Annotated in this window: 16 protein-coding genes; 10 read left to right on the top strand and 6 right to left on the bottom strand. The window is 70.6% G+C overall.

Annotated features, from left to right (window positions below):
• Window position 1: 1 nt before the first annotated feature.
• Complete coding sequence (locus ABD340_RS25320) at window positions 2–1,258, top strand: dihydrolipoamide acetyltransferase family protein (protein ID WP_344592157.1); 1,257 nt, start codon at window positions 2–4, stop codon at window positions 1,256–1,258.
• 51 nt (window positions 1,259–1,309) lie between these two features.
• On the opposite strand, the gene ABD340_RS25315 is transcribed toward ABD340_RS25320, so the two are convergent.
• The gene (locus tag ABD340_RS25315; RefSeq protein WP_344592156.1) at window positions 1,310–2,986 is read right to left on the bottom strand and encodes an RNA polymerase sigma factor sigma-70 region 4 domain-containing protein; all 1,677 of its coding nucleotides are present in this window, start codon (window positions 2,984–2,986) and stop codon (window positions 1,310–1,312) included.
• Window positions 2,987–3,114: 128 nt separating this feature from the next.
• On the opposite strand from ABD340_RS25315, the gene ABD340_RS25310 reads away from it, so the two are divergent.
• A complete protein-coding gene (locus ABD340_RS25310; protein WP_344592154.1) occupies window positions 3,115–3,534 on the top strand; it encodes an NUDIX hydrolase in 420 nt (139 codons plus the stop codon).
• A 172-nt stretch (window positions 3,535–3,706) separates the two neighbouring features.
• Window positions 3,707–4,738: a hypothetical protein gene (locus tag ABD340_RS25305; protein WP_344592153.1), complete on the top strand. Its 1,032-nt coding sequence runs from the start codon at window positions 3,707–3,709 to the stop codon at window positions 4,736–4,738.
• Between the two features lie 129 nt (window positions 4,739–4,867).
• On the opposite strand, the gene ABD340_RS25300 is transcribed toward ABD340_RS25305, so the two are convergent.
• The 3 genes from ABD340_RS25300 to ABD340_RS25290 form a co-directional block, all read right to left on the bottom strand.
• Window positions 4,868–6,547, bottom strand: coding sequence for a glycosyl hydrolase family 28-related protein (locus tag ABD340_RS25300; protein WP_344592152.1), 1,680 nt, complete (start codon window positions 6,545–6,547; stop codon window positions 4,868–4,870).
• 143 nt (window positions 6,548–6,690) lie between these two features.
• Window positions 6,691–7,761, bottom strand: coding sequence for a glycoside hydrolase family 5 protein (locus tag ABD340_RS25295; protein ID WP_344592150.1), 1,071 nt, complete (start codon window positions 7,759–7,761; stop codon window positions 6,691–6,693).
• A 135-nt stretch (window positions 7,762–7,896) separates the two neighbouring features.
• A complete protein-coding gene (locus ABD340_RS25290; RefSeq protein WP_344592148.1) occupies window positions 7,897–9,057 on the bottom strand; it encodes a PQQ-dependent sugar dehydrogenase in 1,161 nt (386 codons plus the stop codon).
• Window positions 9,058–9,482: 425 nt separating this feature from the next.
• On the opposite strand from ABD340_RS25290, the gene ABD340_RS25285 reads away from it, so the two are divergent.
• Together ABD340_RS25285 and ABD340_RS25280 are read left to right on the top strand one after the other, a co-directional pair.
• A complete protein-coding gene (locus ABD340_RS25285) occupies window positions 9,483–11,519 on the top strand; it encodes an NPCBM/NEW2 domain-containing protein (RefSeq protein WP_344592147.1) in 2,037 nt (678 codons plus the stop codon).
• A 90-nt stretch (window positions 11,520–11,609) separates the two neighbouring features.
• Window positions 11,610–12,419: a heparin lyase I family protein gene (locus ABD340_RS25280; RefSeq protein WP_344592145.1), complete on the top strand. Its 810-nt coding sequence runs from the start codon at window positions 11,610–11,612 to the stop codon at window positions 12,417–12,419.
• Between the two features lie 54 nt (window positions 12,420–12,473).
• Here ABD340_RS25280 and ABD340_RS25275 read toward each other — a convergent pair whose 3' ends face one another.
• On the bottom strand, window positions 12,474–12,833 hold the full coding sequence (locus ABD340_RS25275) for an ArsR/SmtB family transcription factor (protein ID WP_344592143.1): 360 nt from the start codon (window positions 12,831–12,833) through the stop codon (window positions 12,474–12,476).
• A 47-nt stretch (window positions 12,834–12,880) separates the two neighbouring features.
• On the opposite strand from ABD340_RS25275, the gene ABD340_RS25270 reads away from it, so the two are divergent.
• The 4 genes from ABD340_RS25270 (at window position 12,881) to ABD340_RS25255 (ending at window position 21,086) form a co-directional block, all read left to right on the top strand.
• Window positions 12,881–13,960: a cation diffusion facilitator family transporter gene (locus ABD340_RS25270; RefSeq protein ID WP_344592142.1), complete on the top strand. Its 1,080-nt coding sequence runs from the start codon at window positions 12,881–12,883 to the stop codon at window positions 13,958–13,960.
• A 114-nt stretch (window positions 13,961–14,074) separates the two neighbouring features.
• Window positions 14,075–14,374: a trypco2 family protein gene (locus ABD340_RS25265; protein WP_344592141.1), complete on the top strand. Its 300-nt coding sequence runs from the start codon at window positions 14,075–14,077 to the stop codon at window positions 14,372–14,374.
• Window positions 14,371–18,867 carry an nSTAND1 domain-containing NTPase gene (locus ABD340_RS25260; protein WP_344592139.1) on the top strand — a complete coding sequence of 1,499 codons (4,497 nt, stop codon included), beginning with the start codon at window positions 14,371–14,373 and terminating at the stop codon, window positions 18,865–18,867. The genes ABD340_RS25265 and ABD340_RS25260 overlap by 4 nt, the downstream gene beginning before the upstream one ends.
• A gap of 293 nt (window positions 18,868–19,160) precedes the next feature.
• On the top strand, window positions 19,161–21,086 hold the full coding sequence (locus ABD340_RS25255; protein WP_344592137.1) for a WD40 repeat domain-containing serine/threonine protein kinase: 1,926 nt from the start codon (window positions 19,161–19,163) through the stop codon (window positions 21,084–21,086).
• Between the two features lie 551 nt (window positions 21,087–21,637).
• Here ABD340_RS25255 and ABD340_RS25250 read toward each other — a convergent pair.
• On the bottom strand, window positions 21,638–22,591 hold the full coding sequence (locus ABD340_RS25250) for a LysR family transcriptional regulator (RefSeq protein WP_344592136.1): 954 nt from the start codon (window positions 22,589–22,591) through the stop codon (window positions 21,638–21,640).
• A gap of 161 nt (window positions 22,592–22,752) precedes the next feature.
• Here ABD340_RS25250 and ABD340_RS25245 point away from each other — a divergent pair, with 161 nt between their 5' ends.
• Window positions 22,753–23,625, top strand: coding sequence for an SDR family NAD(P)-dependent oxidoreductase (locus ABD340_RS25245; protein ID WP_344592135.1), 873 nt, complete (start codon window positions 22,753–22,755; stop codon window positions 23,623–23,625).
• The last annotated feature ends 35 nt before the right edge of the window (window positions 23,626–23,660 follow it).

Raw genomic sequence — 23,660 nt, 5'->3', positions numbered from 1 at the left:
CGTGACCAAGCACTTCCATCTCCCCGATGTCGGCGAGGGTCTCACCGAGGCCGAGATCCTCGAATGGCGCGTGCGCCCCGGCGACCCGGTCGGCGTCAACGACGTCATCGTGGAGATCGAGACGGCGAAGGCGATGGTGGAGCTGCCCAGCCCCTACGCCGGGACCGTCACCGAAATCCTTTGTGCCGCCGGCGAGGTGGTGGCCGTCGGTGCGCCGATCATCGCCTTCGAGGTCGCGGACGACGGCGCGCAGCCTGTGCACGAGCAGCCGTCCGCCCCCGCCCCCGCCCCTGCCCCCGCCGGCGAGCCCGCCCCCGCCCGCGAGCCCGTCCTGGTCGGGTATGGCCCGGCGCACGCGCAGACGGCGCGACGCCCGCGAAAGAAGAAGCCCGAGCCGACGGCCGCCACCCCGTCGAAAACCCTCGCCACCCCGCTGGTGCGCAAGCTCGCCCGCGACCTCGGAGTCGACCTGCGCCTCGCGACCCCCACACGCCCGTCGGGACGCATCACGCGCGAAGACGTCCACCGCCTCGCCGAGAAGCAGGCGACCGCCCGTGAAGACGTGGTGCGCACGCCGATTCGCGGAGTGCGCAAGCACACCGCGGAGGCCATGGTGGAGAGTGCCTTCACCGCTCCGCACGTCACGGAATGGGTCACCGTCGACGTGACGCGGTCCCTCAAACTGCTGGAGCGGGCACGCGCCGACAAGGCGTTCGAGGGTGTGCGCCTGACACCGCTGTGCCTCGTCATCAAGGCGGCGCTGACCGCCATCGCGCGGCATCCCGGGATCAACGCGAAGTGGGACGCCGCGGCCGGTGAGATCGTCCAGTACTCCGACGTCAATCTCGGCATCGCCGCGGCGACACCGAGGGGGCTCATCGTCCCCAACATCGCCGCTGCCCAGCGGCTCTCCCTACGGGAGACCGCCTTGGCGCTCACCGACCTCATCGACCAGGCACGCGCCGGCAGGACGCCACCCGAGCGGATGAGGAACGGGACGTTCACGATCACCAACATCGGGGTGTTCGGCATCGACGGCGGAACACCGATCCTCAACCCCGGCGAAGCGGCGATCCTCTGCTTCGGCCAGGTCCGGCGAACGCCGTGGGAGCACAAGGGACGCGTACGGCTGCGCGAAACCGCGACCCTCGCCCTGTCGTTCGACCACCGCCTCGTCGACGGCGAACTGGGTTCGCTCGTCCTGCGCGACACCGCCCGGTTCCTCGAGCGGCCAGACCTGATGGTCCTTCACCGGTGACGCGGATGCCGCCGCGATCCAGCCCCGGGGCTGCCACGGCCCCACGTCTTGTCACGAAGGGCTGACGACCGTGCGGTCTCCGTCCATCTCGTAGGCCACGACGTGGACGACCGGGAGGCGGGCCGTCTCCGGGGGTGCACCGCCGACGCGCGGGCCCGGCACCACCAGCAGCGCCGCCTTCTTCTCGTGGGAGCCCAGCTCGCCGACCGTCTTCAGCCGTGCGACGCGCGGGCCCGCCGCCGCCACCAGATGCCAGCGTCGGGACGACCGCCACCACACGGCGGCGGCCATCGTCTGGGCGGGGGAGTTGGTGGTGCCGCTGTTCGTCCCGCCCCGCTCGGACAGCGCCCGCCCGGCGTCGGAGATCAGGATCGATCTGCCCCGCGCACCCTCCGGCGAGGACTCGTCCACCGTCAGCAGCGTCGCCCGGCCGCCGCCGTCGGGCAACTCGCCGCGCCAAAGACGGCCCAGCCGCAGGTCGCCCGACTCGCTCAGCGACGCCGCCGCCTCGCAGGCGACGGCGTGCAGTGCCGCCCAGCGGAACCGTTCCTCCTGCTCCGGCGGGTCCTGGAACCACACCTGCGGCGCCGCGGACTGCGGGTTGTGCGATGCGAACTGCGTGACCGTCCGCGGCAACCCGCCGACGGCCGGCCGGAACGTCATCTGGAACACCACGTAGTTCTGGCAGCGCGGTGTGAACCAGTGCCAGGGCAGCGGATCGCTCAGTCCGTCCCGGACGGCCACCGGCATCCAGTCCGGAGAGCGTCCGGACGGCACCGCCGCCCGCAGGTCCCGCAGCCATGGCGGGGCGAGATAACGCCACGTCATGCCCAGCATGATGAGCTGCCCCGCGTCCGTCCCGAGCTTACGGACCGACTCCACGCCACGTGACAGGCGCCGCTCGAAGTACTGCGCCACGCTGGGCGCTTCCCGCGGGCCGGGGGAGTCGCGCAGCACGACGAGGGACGCGCCGTCCACCGTCCCGGCGTACAGGACGATGACGCGGCCGAGCGGCGGGTCACGGCGGTCGGCCCGCCAGGCGTCGGCGGCCCGGCGCAGCAGCCTGGCGTTGTGCCGCAGCCCGCCTTGAGCAGGCCACTCGTCGATGGTCGGCGTGCCGGTCGTCTGCCACGCACGCGGGTCGATCGCGGCGGGCTCGCCGGGCACGTCGTCCGGCCGGGTGAGCACGACCCCGGCGACCGCCAGCAGCGCCGCCGCGAGCACGGCCGCCAGGGCGGTGCGCCAGGCGAGCGGCGGACGGAGCCGGACGAGGTCGGGCTCGAACGCCTCTATCTCGGCCCGTTGCGCGGCCTCGCCCAGCCCTGTACGGCTGTCCACGGCGGCGGTGGCCCGGTCCACGTACCGGAAGTCGGCCTGGAGGTGTGTGCCCAGCTCGGCGGCGACCTCGGGTGCGGTGAGGCCGTCGCGGTGCAGCAGATAGGCGAGCCGCTCGTGCGGCGACAGCTCCAGCAGCGCCGCCCGGACGGGCCCCGGCGGGGTCCGCTTGGGCTCGAAGAAAAAGCGGTGCAGCCGGTGCTTCCCGGCGGGCGGGTCGGTGAGCAGGATCGCGACGAGCCGCGTCCGCATGGCCGGGTAACCGCCGCGCCGCCCCCGGGCCGCTTCGGCGGCGGCGCGGCGCGCGCGCATGAACGGGTCGTCGCCGTCGTCCAGCGCCAGGTACGCGAGCCGCATAAGGCCGGCGTAGTGCTCGCGGTTCACCATTCGCACCGGGGCACCTCCCACCTGCATTGTGCGCACCGGTCGGTAACAACGCGGTTGAGAAGGCGGTCAGCCGCGGCGCAGCGAGGTGTCACTCTTGTTCCATTACATCGTCGGAAGTCGTGGAAGAAGGGTGCATGGGGGCTGCGTCGGCGTGGGCGGTGTCGGTCAAGGGGGTCGTGTTCGACCCTGAAGGCAAGGTCCTGTTGCTGCGTAATGAACGGCAGGAGTGGGAGCTGCCGGGCGGGCGGCTGGAGTTCGCTGAGACGCCCGAGCAGTGCGTGGTCCGCGAGATCGCCGAGGAGACCGGCTGGAAGGCCGAAGCGGGGCCGCTGCTGGACGTGTGGGTGTACGAGCCCATCCCGCGTTCCAGGGTGCTCATCGTCACCTACGGCTGCCACGTCCTGGACACCGGTACGCCGCCACGGCTGAGCCACGAGCACAAGGAGGTCGGCCTCTTCGGCAGGGACCGGCTCTCCGGCCTCACGATGCCGGGCGGGTACAAGCGCTCGATCGTCGCATGGTACGAACGCGACTCGCACCCCGGCGGTCCTTGACCTCTTCATACGCCCCCCGCAGGGGCGGCATCGACCACCTGGGACTTCTCCGCGTCCTCGGTCCCGACCACTCCCACACCGGTGAACGACTGCCGGTTTCCTGGTTTCATGATCGACTCATGGTGTTTTGTCCTAAGCTGCCCCGTGATTACCAGAAGCAAGGAGGGGCCACTTGCGCACCACTAAGATCATGAGCATCGCGTCGGTCGCGGTCATCGGAGTTGTCACGGCCGGATGCTCGGGGTCCTCCACATCCGCACGGCAGCAGTCCGCCTCGGCCCGGGTCACCGATCCCGCACCACTCGCCCATGAGGCCGAGGGCTCCGCGAGGGCGGCCGATTACTGGACGCCTGCGCGTATGAAGGCGGCGAAGCCTCTCAAGGAATCCGCGCCGTCCGCGGCCACAAGGAGTGCCAAGGCGCGGCCGAAGAGCGGTCGGCCGGTGGACATCGCCCCGGTCGCACCGGCGGGAAACACCGCGGTTCGTTCGGCGACGGGCGGTGTCAGCGCGGCCGGCGCCACGCAGGCCACGTGGAAGAAGGGCGGCCTGGTCGCCAAGACCGCGGGCAAGCTGTTCGGCAAGGGCGACAACGGTGCCGACTTCGTCGCCTCCGGCAACGTCGTGACCAGCAAGGACGGGGACGTCGTCTTCACGGTGGGGCACGCCCTCCGGACGGCCACCGGCAAGTGGACCACCAATCTGGTGTTCGTGCCGGGTTACAACAACGGGAAGTCGCCCTACGGGAGGTTCCCCGTGCGGAAGGCCTACGTCCCTCTTGAGTACATGACGAAGGACGCCGCCGGGAACATCGTGAAGGACCGGCGGTACGACTTCGGCGCGGTCAGCGTCAAGCCCGTGAACGGAAAGAAGATCCAGTCCGTCGTGGGCGGCCAGGGCACGTCGTTCAACATCGCGAACCGCCCGAGCGGCTACCTCTTCGGCTACCCGAGCAACGGTAACGGCGGGAAGACCCTGCAGTTCTGCAGCGGCCCCCAGGTGGAGGACCCGGCCGGCACCATGCCCCACGGGATGACGTGCGACATGGGCGGCGGATCCAGCGGCGGTCCCTGGTTCCGGAACTTCAACACCACCAAGGGCACCGGCTACCAGATCTCCGTCCACGCGGCGCGGACCTCGACCAGCTACGGGCCGTACTTCGGGGCGAGCGTGCTCGCCACCTTCCGCGCGGCCGAACGAGACTGAACCGGCCCCACCCCGGACGTTCGGTGTCGGTGAGCGCGACCAGCTCGCGGTCGCCGACACCGGCGGTGCCCGTCCGCGACGTCGGGTGAACCCCCGAACTCTGTGGACGGGCGCGCGGCGGTGTCGTTCCTACTCCTCGGCCGCCTGTTCCGCAGTGGCCCTGCGGTGCAGGCGGTCGCGTAGCTGCGCCCGGTACAGGTTGGCCGGGTGGACGTCGCCGTCCAGCGATTCCACGACGCTGTGGAGGGGACCGGTGAAGTCCTTGGCGTGGTCGGTCGGGCCGGAGGTCCCGCGGACGCCGACCATGGCACTGAACGGTGCGTGCTCCTCGAGCCGGATCCCGTGCGACCGTCCGTTGGTGACCTCGATGTTCCAGTGGCAGAACCGGGCGCCCCACCTCGGCCCGGCCTCGCCGTGGCCGCCGGTGTTGCCGGTGTTGGCGACCCGGATGGCGGTGCGGACGCTGTCGAACGGCAGCGCCCGGTGGGAGTCGAACGTGCCGTCCATCACCCCGTCGGACCAGACGTTCCCCGAAGTGAATCCCTCGGTGTTGATGCCGTGGTAAGCGGCGCCGGAGCCCAGCGGGGTGGTGGCCGCCGGGATGCGGAACCGGTCGACCAGCATGTCGTGGGACTGCACGCGGCAGACGAAGGAATGGTGCCGGGCCCGGCCCCCGACCGTGACATCGCTGAGCGTGACGCCCTTGGCGCTGGTCAGCCCGAACCCGTTGTCGCTGTGCCACACGTCGACCTCGCGGGCCCAGCAGTTCAGGGCGGCCTGGAAATGCGGGCCGTTGAACCCCGGATCCGCGTGGTGCGCGGGCTGGGTGATCTGCCGCATCTCGATGGTCAGCGCCTCGATGCCGGCGTCCCGGACGGCCGGTCCCAGAGCGCGGAACCGGGGCTTCCACCCCGGAAGCAGATCGATCCTGGTGGGCTGGGCGAGCACGATCGCGTTCCGCTCGACGGCCGCGACCTGGACGGGGAACCGGTACCGGCTGAAGTTCTCCGCGAGGGGCCAGGACGTGAGCTCGGGGCGCAGCCGCTGCGCGGCGGTGTTCCAGGGGTAGGTCCGGGTGCCCGGGACGTCCCCGGCCAGGTGTGCCAGCAGGCTGCTGTCCGGCGGGTTGTCGGCCAGCAGCAGGACATGGTCGCCGGGGGAGAAGGCCGACGGGTCGGTCACCGGGATCCGCCGCGCACCGCGCCGCACCGTCGACGTGACCTCGGCGAGTTCGCGGTCGTCCAGCCAGCCCTCGTTGCCCATGAAGCCCCGGTCCTCCAGGCCCTGCCGGAGCTGCCGCGGGATGAACCACACCATGCCGCCCGAAAACGACCACTCGTTCCGGCCCGGGGGCCGGTAGGCCGTGGTCAGGGACTCGTCGAAGAACAGCGTGGTGCGGCCGCGGCCGGCGCCGCGCAGGACCACGCCGGAATGGTGCATCCAGATCACACCGGTCAGCCGGTACCGCCCCGGCGGTAGGAACACCGTTCCGCCGTGGCGCGCGAGGGCCTCGATCGCCCTGTTCATCGCCGCCGTGTCGTCGGTTTCACCGTCTCCCTTCGCGCCGAACGCCCGGACGTTCACCCTGACGGGCGGCCGCGGAAGGGGCCGTTCGCCCCGTCTGTAGCCCGCGTAGGAGACGTTGGGGATCCTGGGGTGCGTGTCAGGGGATGCGAGGTACTCCTGCCAGAGTCCGGCCCCGGTTTCGCGGGCCAGGGCCGTGCCGTCGAGAGCGCCGAGCACGGACGCGCCCGCCAGAGTGCCGCCGGTCATCCGCAGGAAGTCCCGCCGGTGAACGTCTCGTCCCATGTGCTCCTGCTTCCTCGTCGCGACCGAAGACGGCATTACAGCGATCGGATGTATTGGGGGAAGTCACCCCGACTTTAGATCGAGATGCTGGGATGATCAATAGAGACATCCGATGTCTCGGTGCGGTGCTGCCCGCCTGGGGCTCAGTCGGTCGGGAAGTCGTCGGCGGGGGTCAGGATCCGCTCGCGGACCCACACCCCGGCGGGCTTGAGCGGGGCGGTGCCGGTCCACGGCCCGTTCGGGCAGGTGCCGTCCTTGAACACCGCGCCCGACCGGAAGTCGTCGGAGTAGTTCCAGTTCACCCAGCTGATCTTCTTGCTGCGCATCAGGTCGATGTACTGCTGGGACCGCGTGAAGTTGTTGCCGCCGTCGCCCGAGGAGGTCTGCGTGCCGAACTCGGTGACGAAGATCGGCAGCTTGTCGGCGGCCCGGGAGAGGGTGTTCAGGTACCCGCTCCCGTGCGAGGCCGCGTAGAAGTGGAACGTGTACATGATGTTGGACGCGTTCACCGGGTTGCCGACGACCTCGTTCTCGTTCGCGCCGTCCGAGACGCCCAGTGACGACCACGCGCGGGTGCCCACCAGGATCGGAGTGTCGGGGTCGTACCCCCGGATCACCGGGACGAGCTGCTCGGCGTAGCTCTTGACCCGGGCCCAGCTCACCCCGTTCGGCTCGTTCGCGATCTCGTAGAGCAGGTTGTCCTTGCCGTTGTGCCGCTGCGCGATCTCGGTGAAGAACGTCTTGGCGCGGCTCAGGTTGACGTTGGGATCGCCGGGGTCGAGCATGTGCCAGTCCACGATCGCGTACATGCCGCGCGAGGTGGCCTGCTCGATGAGGTTGTGCACGCGGTCGGTGAACAGGCGCGGATTGGTCTCGTAGCCGCCTTCCTGGATGTACATGGAGATGCGCAGGACGTCGCCCTTCCAGTCCTGGGAGAGGGTGTTGAGCGATCCCGTGTTGAGGCACTGGTTGTACCACTGGAGCCCGTGCGTGCTCATCCCGCGCAACTGGATGGGGTTGCCGTACCGGTTGCACAGCTTCGTGCCGCAGACCTTGAGCTGCCCGTTGATCTGTACCGGGGAGCCGTCGGGCGCCTGCGCGGCGAAGGCGGCATGAGCGGGAGGAGCCGCGGGCGCGTCGGCTGCCGCGGGACGGCCGAGCAACGGGAGGAGCAGGACGAGCGCGAGCAGCGCCAGGAAGCGAGCCCTTCTCATGACGAGACCTCCAGGTGGTCGAGGTTAGCCAGGTGGCCGGACCGGGTGGCCGGGCCGGCCCGGAGCGCCGGGACCGGCGCCGGCGGCGGCCGGGCCCGCCCGCCGACCCGGTCGGCGGGCGGGGCGCCGGCGGAGTCAGCCGATCTCGGACCGGAAGAGGCGGTCCGCCTGGCCGTCACCGTTGTTGTCGGAGTTGCTCGTGCCGAACCAGATCGCGTTGGCGCCGGGCACCTTCTCCACCGCCCGGAGGCGGCCGTACGTCCCGCTCCAGTAGGAGGTGACGGTGCCGACGTTCGCGCCGTTGAGCGTGATCTGCCACATCCGCCGGCCGCGCAGCGACGCCATGAACAACGTGCCGTTGACGTGGGCGATCCCGCTTGGCGACGCCGAGGAGACCGGCCAGGTGCGCTTGGGGTTGGTCATCCCGGAGACGTTGCAGGTGCCCTCGCAGGTCGGCCAGCCGTAGTTCTTGCCGGGCTCGATGAGGTTGAGCTCGTCCTGCGAGGAGTTGCCCAACTCGGAGGACCACAGCCGCCCGGCCGAGTCCCAGGCCAGGCCCTGCGGGTTGCGGTGGCCGTAGCTGTAGATCCGGGTGCCGTACGGGTTGCCGGAGGCCGCGGCGCCGCTCTTGGTGACCCGCAGGATCTTGCCGTTGAGCGAGGCGCGGTCCTGGGCCAGGTTGCTCTGCTGCGAGTCGCCCGTCGCGGCGTACAGGAAGCCGTCCGGGCCGAACCTGATCCGGCCGCCGTTGTGGTACCGGTTCTTGCGGATGCCGGTCACGATCGCCGTGTAGCCGCTGAGCGAGCTGCCGTTGAAGGACATCTTCGCGATGCGGTTGCCGTCGGACGAGGTGTGCATGAAGAACACCTCGGAGTCGGAGCCGCCGTTCCATCCGGGCGAGAACGCCGCGCCCAGCAGCCCGCCCTCGCCATCGGTGGTCTGGCTGTTCGGCACCGTTCCGACCTGCGTCTTCCCGGAGCCGTTCTTGTTGATCCGGAACACCTTGAAGGTGTCCCGCTCGGTCACCAGCGCGAACGAGCCGTCGGGGGCCCACGCGATGTCCCACGGGATGTCCCAGCCGCCCGACACCTGGCTCGGCGTGCCCGGCGCGACGGCGGCGAGCCGGTCGAGATCGGGCCCGCGGTTCGCGGTGGACGCGGCGATCCGCATGGTGTCGGCGCCGGCCGGGGTCGCCGTGCCCGTGTGCACGACGGGTGCGAGCCCGGCGGCCAGCACCCCCGCGGCCAGGGCCGCGGGCGCGTGCCGTCTTCTTCTCAGTGATCGTCGGGAGCTCATCGACCTCTCCTTCCGGCAGCCGGACCGGCGGGGAGCCTGACCCGGAGAGATAGGACGTTTTCTGGGTTCTCCTCGTCTTGTCACAGGCCATCTCGGGCTGTCAAGCGGACTGAAATTTCACATAAGCCCTGAGTGAAAACTGAAAAGTTCGCCTCACCTGGGCGTACGTTCGGCGACCCCCGATTTCCCAGTTAACAATCTTTACAAAAGAGACATTGGATGTATCTTCGAGTTGATCTCGTCCATCGCTATGGACGGAGGACCGTGACGATCGTCCTCGTCGAGAGCTTCCTGATCTCCACGCCCGATGAAGGCCGCTGAGTCGTCCCGTCCCGCAGGAAGGGAGCCCCTTGTTGTCCAGGAGCCGCAGGTCACGCTTTTCGCGCAGGTCACCGTCGAGAGCCGTCACGATCGCCCTGGCGCTCGTGACCGCCGTCGCCACGGTCTCCGCGGGCGGGACGGCCGGGGCCGCGCAGCCTTCTCCGCGCACCCCCGCCGGCCCGTCCACCGCGCCGAACGCCCGGGCCGCCCTCCCGGACGGGCTGGCGAAGACGCCGCCGATGGGCTTCAACAACTGGAACGCCACCGGCTGCGACATCAACGAGAAGATGATCCGCGACACCGCCGACATCTTCGTGACCTCCGGCCTGAAGAAGGCCGGGTACGAGTACGTCAACATCGACGACTGCTGGGCCGAGCCGGAACGCGACCCGCGGACCGGCAGGCTCGTCCCGCACCACGAGCGGTTCCCCAGCGGCATCGAGGCGCTGGCCGACTACGTGCACGGCAAGGGGCTCAAGCTCGGCATCTACACCAGCGCGGGCACGCAGACGTGCGCCAAGACGATGCCCGGAAGCCTCGACCACGAGGAAGTGGACGCGCAGACGTTCGCCGACTGGGGCGTCGACTACCTCAAGTACGACAACTGCAACAACCAGGGCCGCCCGGCGCTGGAGCGCTATACGCGGATGCGGGACGCGCTCAGGAAGACGGGCCGCCCGATCGTCTACAGCCTCTGCGAATGGGGTGAGAACAAACCCTGGGAGTGGGGCAAGGACGTCGGCCACCTGTGGCGTACCACCGGTGACATCAACGACAGCTGGACCTCGATGGTGACGCTTCTCAAGCAGAACGCGCCGCTCGCCCCGTACGCCGGTCCCGGGCAATGGAACGACCCCGACATGCTGGAGGTCGGGAACGGCGGGATGACCGACCGCGAGTACCGCTCGCACTTCAGCCTGTGGGCCGCCATGGCGGCGCCGTTGCTGATCGGCGCCGATCTGCGCAAGGCGAGCCCGGCGACGATGGAGATCCTCGGCAACCGCGACGTCATCGCGGTCGACCAGGACCCGCTGGGCGTTCAGGGGCGCGTGCTGCGCAACGCCGACGGCCACTGGGTGATCGTCAAGCCCCTCGCGGGCGGGGACGTCGCCGTCACCCTGTTCAACGAGACCGAGGACGTGGCGACGTTCGGCGCGACGGCGGCCGAGCTGGGGCTGCCCGCGCGCAAGGCCTACGTGGTGCGCGACCTGTGGGCACACCGCGATTTCGAGACCGCGGGCTCGTTCTCCGCGTCCGTCCCCGCGCACGGCACGGTGATGTACCGGATCCGGGCCGGTGGCGACTGGGGGCGGAGGCCGCCGCTCGGCGAGTTCGGCGCGACGCTGTCCTCGGCCGCGCCGGGCGTCCCGGGAACGATCACCCCGGCAGGGCGGCCGTTCACCGCCGACCTCACCGTGACCAACCGGGGCCGCTCCCCGATGCTCGGCGCGAAGCACGGGATCGACGCGCCGTCCGGCTGGAAAATCGAGGCCCTCGGGCGCACGAGCACGCCGATTCTGCGGACGGGCCAGAAGCTGACGGCCCGCTTCCGCGTCACCCCGCCGAAGGGGCAGGCGCCCGCCTCGTACACGCTGAAGGCCACGCTGTCGTACATCTCGCCGACCGGCCAGAAGGTCCGTTCCACCACCACGGAGGACCTCGTGGTGCCCGCGACGGTGCCCACCGGCACCACGAACCTCGGCGACGCGCCATGGGCCGTCGCCCGCAACGGCCTCGGCCCGGTCGAGCGGAACTCCTCGGTGGGCGGCGCCAAGCCGGCCGACGGCCGGACGCTCACGATCAACGGCAGGACGTACCCCACCGGCCTGGGCACGCACGCCCCCGCCGAGATCATCTTCTTTCTCGACGGGCGCTGCGCGTCACTGGCCGTGGACGTGGGCATCGACGACGAGCGCGACCCGAGGCCCGACCCGACCCAGGGGACCGCGAGCTTCGAGATCTGGGCCGACGGCGTGAAGGCGGCCGACAGCGGTCGGCGCACCTGGCAGGACGACCCCGTCCACCTGGTCGGCGACCTCACCGGCGCGTCGTTCCTGCGCATCGTCACCAACCCGGGCCCCGACGGCTTCCGGTACGACCGGGGCGACTGGGCCGCGCCTGCTCTCACCTGCGGAGAGTGACATGAGGATTGCCTGTGAGAACCCCCCGAAACTGTGAGTCACTCCAAAAACCTCCCTCGACCATCCCTCCCGGAGGCTGCCATGTCCTGGTTGACCCCATCCCCCTCCAGCCCGCGCACGTACAAGGCGCCCGCGGCCCTGATCGGCGCGGCGCTGGCCCTCACGGTCATGGCCCCGACGCAGGCCGTGGCCCGGCAAGACCCGAGAGCCGCGTCCTGGACGCTCAAGTGGAACCCCGAGGCGAACCGCGACGGGCTGGACGCGTTCGAGGGCATCGAGGACGACCGCGCGGACTCCCACTCCGGTGTCAAGCACATCTACACGCAGGGCAACAACTTCCGCTTCGACATGCACAACCGTGACCGCGACGGCTCTGACCGGCAGCGCAACGAGGTCAAGGGCATGAGGCAGCCCGCCGGAGGGTCCTATCTCGTCATGCGCAACGGGGAGACATGGCGCTTCACCTGGAGGCTGTTCATTCCGAACTCGCTGAAGTCGACGACGACGTTCACCCACATCATGCAGATGAAGGCGCCCGGCAGCGGCGGGCCCATCGTCGTCCAGTCGCTGCGCCGGGTGAACGGCGAGCAGACCATCGAGCTCCAGGCCGCGCTGACCGGCACGATCGTCGGGCGCACCGACCTCGAACCGCTCCACGACAAGTGGATCGACATCGACTTCGAAATGAAGATCGGGAACGCGCCCGACGGCCGGATCCGGTGGATCGTCCGCGACGGATCGCGGACGGTGATCGACGCCTCCAAGAGCGGTCTCGACACCTGGCTGGAAGACCGCGTTCGGCCCAAGTGGGGCATCTACCGCTCCATCAACGACACCTCGGGGTCGCTCCGGGACAGCTACATGCTCACCACGAACATGAGGGGCTACCAGTGGCAATGAACGACGGAGCGCCTCGTCGCGCGGGGTGCTGAAGGCCGGCGCCGTCATCTGGCGTCAGTCATCGTGACGCGGCTTGCCGGTGACCTCGTGACCGGCGTGGAACAGGGCCTCGGTGATGATCGCCCGTACGTGGGTGTCGCGCGCCCGGTACAGCACCCTGCGTCCTTCCCGGCGGGTGTGGACCAGACCGGCCAGGCGCAGCTTCGCCAGGTGCTGGGACACCGACGGACGTGCCACCGACAGCTCCCGCGAGAGCGAGGTGACGTCGTACTCGCCCGCCGTCAGCAGCCACATCAGCCGCAGCCGGGTCGGGTCGGCCAGCATGCGCAGCGCGGCCGCGGCCGCCTCGATCTCCGCGCCTGAAGGTTGCTGCTGCAATGGGTCTGCACCTGCCATGTAATCGCGTGCGTACATGACTACATATACTGGCCGGGACTGTTGTCGGCAAGCCGGGAGCCCCCATGCCAGAGCACTTCGGTGAACACGACCGCTCCGTCACGGAACCCGCACACGGCCACGGCCATCACCACGAACACGGCCACGTGCACGGAAGCGGGACGCTTCGCTCAACGCTGGGCAGGGTTCGGCATCTGGTCACGCCGCACAGCCACGACAGCGCCGACAAGACCGATCAGGCGCTGGAGACCAGTGGCCGGGGCTTGCGCGTTCTGGGGTTGTCGTTCGGCGTTCTCGCGGTGACCGCGGCGGTGCAGGCGCTGATCGTCGCCCGGTCCGGTTCGGTGGCGCTGCTCGGCGACACCTTGCACAACGTGTCCGACGCGCTGACGGCGGTGCCGCTGGCCATCGCGTTCCTGGTCGGACGACGGGCCGCGACCCGCCGCTTCACCTACGGGTACGGCCGTGCGGAGGACCTGGCCGGGCTGGTCATCGTGCTGATCATCGCGGCCTCCGCGGCGCTGGCCGGGTACGAGGCGTTCCGCCGCCTGGTCGATCCGCGGGACGTGCGGGCACTCGGCTGGGTCGCGGCCGCCGCCGTGGTCGGGTTCATCGGCAACGAATGGGTGGCCCGCTACCGGATCCGGGTCGGACGGCAGATCGGCTCGGCCGCCCTGGTCGCCGACGGCCTGCACGCCCGTACCGACGGCTTCACCTCGCTGGCGGTGCTGGTCGGCGCCGCCGGTGCGGCCCTGGGCCACCCGATCGCCGACCCGATCATCGGCCTGCTCATCACCGTCGCGATCTGCTTCGTTCTGCGTGACGCGATCAAGGAGGTCTACCACCGGCTGATGGACGCCGTCGACCCCGCTCTGGTCACCGACGCGGAGGAGATCCTCTCCCAGGTGGAGGGCGTACGGCGCGTCGGTCAGGTCCGGCTGCGCTGGGTGGGCCACAACCTGCGCGCCGAGACCGACATCGTCCTGCCGCCGGATCTGTCGCTGGCGCAGGCCCACGCCGTCGCCGCCGAGGCCGAGCACCGTCTCATCCACGGCCTGCCCCGGCTGCGCGCGGCCACCGTCCACACCGACCCGGACGGTTCCGACGGCATCGACCACCACGCCGTTCTGCAGGGCCACCGCTGAGGTCCCGCCGCCCCCTCACGCTCCGTCCGGTCTCGGCCACGACGAAGCGCCCAACCTCGCCGATCGGCTGCGACACTGCTCCTGAACCGCCCGGCACAACGTGAGGGGCCGTCTGTGATCGAGCTTTCCGAACTGATTCGTGAGCTGCGTACCGAGTTGGGCGCGGCGGTGGCCGCGGCTCCCGCCGAAGGTCTGCGGTTCGAGCTGGGACCCGTGGAGATCGAGGTATCGGTCGCGGTGGACAAGCGTGGCGGCGGCAGCGGCAAGGTCAAATTCTGGGTGGTGGAGCTGGGCGCCGACACCGCGATCGCGCAGAACTCCCTTCAGCGCGTCACGGTGACGCTGGTGCCGCAGATCGCGGGCTCTGACGACGCGGCGTACGTCTCCGGTGAGCGAGAGTCCCGCGAACGATGACCCGCGCCGTCACGGGCCTCGACGTCCACCGCGTCGCCGAGGTCATCGTGACGCTGCCGGACGACTCCGGACGACGCGGAACCGGCTACCGGATCCGCGACGACGCCGTCCTCACCGCCGCCCATGTCGTCGTGGACGGCTCCGTCACCGTCCGGTTCAACGCCGACCAGGGGGACGCCGAGTGGTCCAGCACCGCGCAGGTCGTCTGGTACTCCGAACCGGCGGACGCGGCCGTGCTGCGCATCGCGCCCCCGCCGGGCCGGGAGCCGGTGCGTCCCGTCGGCATGGGGCGGATGGCCGAGGTCGACGACGAGATCCGGTGCAGCACGCTCGGCTTTCCTCGCTTCAAGCTGCGCCGGGACGCGACGGGCCCGGCCCTGACCCGGTATCGCGACACGGCCCACCGGCTCGGCCGTATCCCCGGGCTGTCCCACCGAAGAGAGGGCACCTTCGAGGTCCGGGTGGACGCTCCGGAACGCGATCCCGACCCCGACCGCTCTCCCTGGGAGGGCATGTCCGGGGCCCCGGTGTTCGTCCGTGACGTGTTGGTCGGCCTGGTCTCCCTGCACCACCGGTCGGACGGGCTGGGCACGCTGACCGCGTCCCGGCTGGACGCCTGGCACGCCCGCCTCAACGCCCGGGCGCTGGCGGACCTGCGGGCCCTGACCGGCTTCCCCGACACGGCCGACGCGCTGACGGAGGTCACGTCGCTCGACGTCCCGGTGCGTCCCGCCCTCGGCAGCGGCGTCTACGACCTCTTCCTGTCCCATCGGGCGGAGGACGCGGGCGCCGCCGAGCGGATCGCCGACCAGCTCGAGACCTACGGGCTCCTTCCCTTCCTGGAGCGGCGGCTCGGCGGGCAAGGGACGCCGGCGCCCGAGGCCGTCGAGCAGGCGATCATGACAGCGGGGACGATCGCGGTGCTGGTCGGCCCGGACGGGCTCGGCTCCAGGCACGCCGAGCGGCTGGCCGCCGCGCTCAACCGGTCGATCCCCCGGCAGAGCGACATCAGGGTTATTCCCGTCCTGCTTCCCGGGGCGGAACCGGACGCGCTGCCGCCGTTCCTGGCACGGCATCTGGCCGTCGACTTCCGGACACAGCTCGACGATCCGTCCGCCATGGCCGCCCTGGTCTCGGGTGTCCGCGGACGGGCTCCCCGGCGAAAGGGACCCGCGCTGCCGGACTCCCCGGCCCCGTACCGGAGCCTGGACGCCTTCACCCAGGCGGAGGCGGGATTCTTCTTCGGCCGCTCGGCCGAGATCGGGCAGTTGGAGCGGCGGGCACGCGCCAACGCGTTCACCGCGGTGGTCGGCGCCTCGGGGTCCGGCAAGTCGTCCCTGGTCCTGGCCGGGCTGCTGCCCAGGCTCGGCGACGAATGGACCGTCTGCCAGTTGGTGCCCGGCCGGTTCCCGCTGCGCGCGCTGGCCGACGCACTGGCCGCGGTCCTGGCCCCGCAGGACCTCTTCGCGACGGCCAAGCGGCTTGAACTCAGCCTGGTGGACGGCCACGAGTTGGCCAAGACCGCCGGAACGATCGCCCGCCTGCGACCGGGCCGCCGGGTCCTGCTGGTGGTCGACCAGTTCGAGGAGATCTTCGCTTATGGGCCGGGCCGCGACCGGGAGTTCATCGCCAACCTGTACCGAGCGGCGCGCGAGGCCGCGGACACCGTCCATATCGTGATCACGCTGCGGGCCGACTTCTACGCGCCCTGCCTGGAGTCCGCCGAGCTGCGCGACCTGCTGCCGGCGAACCAGCTTCTGCTGGGCTCACTCGACGACACCGGCATCCGCGAGGCCGTCCTGAGGCCCGCGCAGAAGGTCGGGCTGCTGTTCGAGCAGGGCCTGGTGCAGCGGATCGTCGGCGACATGCGGGGCCGTCCCGGCGCGCTCCCGCTCTTGCAGGCGGCCCTGGCCGGGCTGTGGCGGCGGCGGCACGGCGTCTGGGTGACCCATGAGGACTACGACGCGATCGGCGGCATCGGCGGCGCGCTCGACCGGCTCGCCGACGACCTCTACTCCGGGCTCGACCCCCCGATGCGGGGCCTGGCACGCCGGCTCTTCCTGCGCCTGGTGACCCTCGGGGAGGACGTCACCCATATCCGCAGGCGCGTCGGCCGCGACGAGCTCTACCCCGTCGACGCCGACCCGCGGGAGATCGATGAGCTGATCAGCCGGCTGTCCGGCCGGGACGTCCGGCTGCTGTCGGTCGACCGGGACACCGTGGAGCTGACGCACGAGGCGCTGATCGACAGCTGGAAGACGCTGCGCGAATGGCTTGAGCAGGACGACGCGGACCTGCGGACGCACCGGCAGCTGACCGAGGACGCCCAGCGGTGGGACGCGCAGGGCAGGGACGACAGCTTCCTCTACCGGGGCCAGCGGCTCGCGGGCGCCCTCGACTGGGCCGCCCGCAACGGACCCGCGATGAACCGGTTCGAAAGCGCGTTCCTGATGACCGGACGGGCGACGGAGGAAAGGGCCAAGGCCCGCGAGCAGTCCGACCGGACCCTGGCGCGCGCCGGAATGGCGGTCTTCGAACTGGACAGCGCCCCCGAGGAGGCGATCCTGCTGGCCTACGCGGCGGGCCGGGACGCCGGCGCGACGCCGCTGGTGCAGCGCTCACTGTTCCGGGTCGCCGAGACCGCGAGAATCCAGCACATCCTGCGCGGCCACACCGACCGCATCTCGTCGGTGGCCTGGCATCCGGACGGGCGAATCGTGGCGACCGGCGGCTACGACCACACGGTACGGCTCTGGGACCTGCGGGACGACCGGCCGCCGGTCGTCCTGCGCGGCCACACCGACTCGGTCACCTGCCTCGCGTTCGACCGGGCGGGGCGCCGCCTGGTCAGCGGCGGCTGGGACAACGTCGCCCGGGTGTGGGACGTGGCGACGCTCGCCGAGATCGCCGTCCTCACCGGGCACGGCAGTTGGGTGTCGTCGGTCTCGTGGAGCCCGAGCGAGCGGTACATCGCGACCGGGAGCCGGGACCACACCGCCCGGGTGTGGAACGTGCGCGACGGGGAGACCGTCTGCGAGCTGACCGGCCACGAGGAATGGGTCCGGTCGGCGGAGTGGCATCCCGGCGAGGGCCTCCTGCTGACCGGCGGCTACGACCATGTCGCCAAACTCTGGGAGATCCCGTCCGGCCGGGAGCTCGCCACACTGACCGGGCATGACGGCCCCGTTCCCGCGGTCGCCTGGAGCCCGGACGGCACCGGGGCCCTGGCGTGCAGCGAGGACGGCACGTTCAGCTTCTGGAAGGTCACGGAGACGGAGCAGTCGATGCTGCGCCGCTTCCCCGTCCACACGAGCCCGGTCTACTGCGTGGCCTGGTCGCCGACCGACCGGCGCGCGGCCGTCGGCAGCGAGGACGGGCGTGTCCGCGTCTTCGACGTGGACTCCGGCGCCCTGCTGGAAACGCTGCCCGGTCACCGCGGCTGGGTGTCCAGCGTCGCCTGGAGCCCCGAGGGGACGTCGCTGATCTCCGGAAGCGAGGACGCCACCGCGCGGGTCGCCTCGTTCCGCCCGGGCCTGCCCGCCCGCGAGATCGGGCGCCACGCCGACTGGGCGACCGGCGCGACCTGGCACCCGTCCGGGCGGATCGCGGTGACCTCCGGCGGGGACGGCCTGCGCGTCTGGGACACCGAGTCGGCGGTGGAGCTCGCCCACGTGGACGCGGGGGACGCCCTCACCGCGGTCGCGTGGAGCCCGCACGGCGACCTCGTCGCGGGCGGCGGCGCCTCCGGGCAGCTGATGATCTGGGACGCGCGGACCTGGCGGATCGTCTTCGCCGACCCGCAGGCCCACTCCGACCGCGTCACGGCGGTGGCCTGGAGCCCGGACGAGACGCTGCTGGCCACCTCCAGCTACGACCAGACGGCGACGCTGTGGGACACCGGGACCTGGCGGCCCGGGCAGGGCATCCAGACCGAGACGTGGGTGGTCGACGTGGCCTGGAGCCCGGACGGACGCGAGCTGCTGTGCGCGTTCTGGCAGAACGACGCCCTGATCTGGACGATCGGGGACCCCGCGGACCCCCTGGTGCTGAGGCCCTTGGAAGGCCATACGGCCGTGCTGCACTCGGCCGCCTGGGACGGCAGCGGCAGGTCGGTGGTCACCTCCAGCGGCGACGGCACCGCCCGGCTCTGGGACCCGGCCACCGGCGAGCAGATCCGGGTGCTCGGCACCGGAGAGGCCTACACCACGGCCTTCAACCCGCGACGCCAGCAGGTCGTGACGGGCAGCCGGGACGGCGGCCTGCGGTTCTGGGACGTCGTCACCGGCGCCGACCTGCTCGTCACCTACCAGCACCCGGCCGCGATCCTGGCCGCCGCCTGGAGCCCGGACGGCACCGAGATCCTCACCGCCTGCGAGGACGGGACCATCCGAGTCTGGCCGGGCAGCACGGATCAGATCATGGCGGAGCTCCGCCACCGCATCGCCCGCATCATCCCGCCCGGCGACCTCGAACGGCGCTTCCCCCATCTGTGAGGCGATCGCCCGTTGGCGCCGCGTAGATCCCATCCGTGCACGTCAAGCAGCCTGCCGGCACTCGGCTCGTTGATCACGCGGGTGCGGCGGTCCATGCCGCACCGCGAACCCCGTCCGGCCCTGGATATGCGGACGAGGCCGACCGCGATGTCCAGGGTGTCGGCTGGACGGCTCCTCCCGCATCGGAGCGACTCCGGGACACCGCCGAACTGATCACAATCGGGCAGGTGACGGTACCGGACCGTGTGTTGGTGTGGTTATGTGCGCCTGTGGCACAGGATGCGGGAAGAGTCGTGATCGGCCGGTACCGGCTGGTGGAGCTGCTGGGCGAGGGCGGGATGGGTGCCGTCTGGCGCGCGCACGATGAGCGGATGCGCCGGGATGCGGCGCTCAAGCAGCTCAAGCTCCCCCTGAGCCTGGGCGCCGGACTGCGCAGACAGCTGGTGGCGCGCATGGAGCGGGAGGCGCGGTCGATCGGGATGCTCAAGCACCCCGGCATCGTCACCGTCTATGACCAGTTCCACGACGAGGACGACCTGCCCTGGATCGTGATGGAACTGGTCCGGGGCCGCTCCCTGGCCGCCGTCATCAGCGAAGACGGTCCGCTGGACGAGGTGCGAGCCGCCCGGATCGGTGCGCAGATCGCCGCGGCGCTGGCCGCCGCGCACCAGGCGCGGATCGTGCACCGCGACATCAAGCCCGCCAACATCCTGCTGGAGGACGAGCGGGTGGTGGTCACCGATTTCGGGATCGCCGCCGTCCCCGGAGAGACCGCCCTCACCGCCAGCGGCGCACTGCTGGGCACCCCCGCCTACCTGGCCCCCGAGCAGGTCAACGACCGTGAAGCCACCGCCGCCTCCGATATGTGGGCCCTGGGCGCCACGTTGTACGCCGCCGTCGAAGGTCGTCCCGCCTTCACCGGCGGCACCCTCGCGGCGCTGCTCTTGGCCATCTCCCAGGGCGAACCCGCCCCCACCCAGCGAGCGCAGCGCCTGGCACCCATCCTGCGCGACCTGCTGAACCGCGACCCCGAGCGGCGTCCCACCGCCGAGGCCGCCGCAGCCGCCCTGACCGCGCTGGCCACCCCGCCTGCCGCCACGCAACCAGCTGCCGCTGCATCACCTGCCACTGCACCGGACCTGGCGAGCCTCGCCCCCGTTGTACCGTTCCAGCAGCTCTCGCGCCGCACCTTCGGCGTCACGATGGGCGCCGCCGCCCTCGTACTGGCCGTCTCCGCCGGTTACCTCCTCACCCACGACCAGCGGGCTGAACGGCCCCGCGGGACTCCCACTTCCGCCTCCGCCGGCCCGCCCTCCCTCGGCCGGCCTCTCAACGGCCACACCGGGCCTGTCGGCGCGGTGGCGTTCAGCCCGGACGGCAGGACTTTGGTAACCGCAAGCGACGACCAGACGGTGCGGTTGTGGGACGCGGCCACCCGCACGCCCCTCAACCCGCCCCTCACCGGCCACAGCGGCGCTGTCGGCGCGGTGGCGTTCAGCCCCGACGGCAAGACTCTGGCAACTGGAGGCGCCGATGAGGTGGGGCGGTTGTGGGACGCGGTCACCCGCGCCCCTCTCGGCAAGCCCCTCACCGGCCACATCGACCCTGTCGGCGCGGTGGCGTTCAGCCCCGACGGCAAGACCCTGGCCACTGGAGACGACGATGGGACGGCGTGGTTGTGGAACCTCGGCACCCGCAAGCACACCGAAGTGCCCCTGGTGCACACCAACGGTGTCAACGCGGTGGCCTTCAGCCCCGACGGCAAGACCTTGGCTTCCGCGAGCACTGAGGTGAACTTGTGGGATGTGGCGATCCGCAGTCCCGTCTACCGGCCCCTCAAGGGCGAAAGCAACGCCGTCGGCGCGGTGGCGTTCAGCCCCGACGGCAAGACCTTGGCCACCGCAAGCTACCGGGCGGTGCAGCTGTGGAACACGCGCACTCGCAAACCCACCGGCGATCCCCTCGTGCGCAGCGGCTCTGTCGGTGCGGTGGCGTTCAGCCCTGACGGCAAGACCTTGGCCACCGCGAGCGATGACAAGACCGTGCGGTTGTGGGATGTGGCCGCCCAAAGGCCCCTCAGCCCGCCCCTCACCGGCCACACCGAAACCGTCAACGCGCTGGCGTTCAGCCCTGACGGCAAGACCTTCGCCAGCGCGAGCAACGACCACACCGTGCGGTTGTGGGACGTGGCGGTCGTGCGCCAGCGTGCGCCGGCCTGAACAGGAACACTGATCCACGGCGCGTGGACAACCCCGGCTGCTGAGGTGACACAGTTATCGGCACCCACACGTTCAACACGCCTTTCAGACCGAAGGCCCCGCCAAGTGGCGGGGCCTTCGGTGCCGCTGTCAGCAGCAATGGGCCTGGTCGGCGGCAGCGGGGCCTGCGGTAACGGCGGCGGTGAAGCCGAGGGACATCAGGGTCGCCAGGACGGCGGCGGCGATTCGACGGCGCATTCGGGTCTCCTTTTTACCCAGGGCGGGGGGCCGCATTGCCCGCAACGTACGCGCACCCACCTGTGCGAGTCAACGGTCTGAGTTTCCTCTCGTCGTCGGCCGCGTCATCCCAGCACTGGATATGGACGTGGTTCCACCTACCGCTCCGCTTCGTGAACGCGGCGGCTGCGCGACATCGTCGTCCCGGGTGGCGATGGCGATATGGGTCGGTGCCAGTCCAGCGGCACGAAAACACGTTGCGGCGCGGGAAGCGGTGGGCAGCGTCTGCGGCGTACAGACGGTCCGTGGCACTTACGCGGCCGGGTATTCGCAGGTCACGCGAAATTCGGGTCCCACTGCCGTGGAGCCAGGAACAGTGCGGGCCAGGCGCCGGACCTGGTCAGCAGGGCGGTTTCCCTGCGGATGGTGTCTCCGAGTTTATGTGCGAGTTCGCGAGGCAGCTCCAGCTGCGCTGTCGCGGCCACGCCTAGGTGATGGGTGAGCGTGGGTTCGCACAGCGGGGCGTAGCGCAGGCGCTCGACGGCGATTTCCCTGCTGCATGCCGAAAGCGGCAGGACGCCATAGGCGAGACCTGATTCCACGAGGTCGAAGACGATCCGAAGGGAGTCGGTGGCGAATCTGGAGTTGATCCTCAGCTTGAGTCGCAACGCGGCGTTCTCGACGATGTTGCCGATCCCGGTCTGGGTACTGGGGAGAACGAGCGGGCGGTCGACGAGCTCGGTGAAGCGCATCGCGCGATTCGGCCGCAGGTCCGATTCCGGTCCGCCGACGACGACGAGTTCCTCCGTCAGGAGTTCGCGATAGAACAGTCGGTCATCGGGCACCGGATTGATCACTGCGGTGTCGATCGCTCCCTTGAGCATGCCCTCGACGAGAGCGTCGGTGCCGGCGACCGTCACATGGAAGCTCACCTTCGGGAATATGGTGCCGAGGCTGGCCAGCAGCGGTGCGGCCAGGACGCTGGCGACGGTCGGGGGCATGCCGATGTGCAGGCCCCGCTCGACTCGCGCCAGGGGGGAACCGAGGTGCTGCAGGGCGACCTCGAGCTGCCGCAGTGGCGCGGCGGTGGACGCGCGCAGCCGTTCGCCCTCGTCGGTGAGCTCCACGCCGCGCGACGTCCGCCGGAAGAGTGTGACGCCGAGATCCTCTTCGAGCAGGCGGATCTGGCGGCTGAGCGCGGGCTGCGCGATGCCCAGCACGCGCGCGGCGCGGGTCATCGAGCCCTCCTCGGCCACGCGCTGAAAGTACTTGAGCCGGTGGGTGTCCATCGTGCCGCGGAGCCTACCAGGCCATAACAATCTGATATGGCTGAGCGCCGAAATCTGTATTGGCTTGCGAAAAGCACGCGCTCCTAGACTCCCAGACATAAGCGAACGCGATGCCCTGCCTGTCTGGAGGCATGGCCACGCGGAGCGGTGAGGAGGTCTCGATGCACTCGCAGGAGCAGAACTGGGCCGAGGTGATGGGCTTCGACCGGTTGCCGACGCACATCATCGAGAAGCGCGTGGCCGACCTGCTGGACCTGAGCGGCAAGAAGGCGATCGTGACCGGCGCCGGGGGCGACGGCCTGGGGCAGGCGGTCGCCAATCGCCTCGGCGGTTGCGGTGCGGACGTCGCGCTGATCGGACGGACCCTGGAGAAGGTGGAGCGCCGGGCCAAGGAGGTCACCCAGCGCTGGGGCGTAAAGGCCGTTCCGATCCGGGCTGACATGTCCGACTGGGAGCAGGTCCATCGCGCCGTTGGGGAAGCCCATGACGCGCTCGGCGGGCTGGACATCATGGTCAACAACCCGGTCATGGTGCACGCCGGACCCTTCGAGAAGTTCACCAAGGAACAGATCGACCACACGGTCCTGGGCAGCATCACCATGCTGATGTACGGCGCGCATGCCGCGCTGGAGTACCTGCTGCCGCAGGGCTCAGGAAAGATCATCAACATCGGCGCGGTCGGCGGCCGTCTTCAGCACCGCGGCCTGGTGGTCTACAACTCGTGCAAGGCGGGCGTCATCGGATTCACCCGGAACCTCGCCCATGAGATGGCTCCGCGCGGTGTCAACGTGCTGGGCGTGGCCCCCGGCATCATGATCAAGCCCGATCTGAAGCAGCGCATCCTCGACCCGCGGAGCGATCAGGATCACGCCGCCCGCGACTCCATCATCGAGTCGATCACCACCCAGGTGCAGCTCGGCCGGGTCGGCCTGCCCGAGGAGGTCGCCAACATGGTCGCCTACCTGGCGTCCGAGGCCGCCGCCTACATGTGCGGTCAGACCATCGACGTGGCCGGCGGGCAATGGATGAACTGACGCGCTGCCGGGTGATGGGGGCCGATTCAGAGTGG

Origin of the sequence: Actinomadura vinacea, from assembly GCF_039532545.1 — a bacterium.
In the GTDB taxonomy this organism is placed as follows: domain Bacteria; phylum Actinomycetota; class Actinomycetes; order Streptosporangiales; family Streptosporangiaceae; genus Spirillospora; species Spirillospora vinacea.
This window is presented reverse-complemented; position numbering and strand designations above follow the sequence as displayed.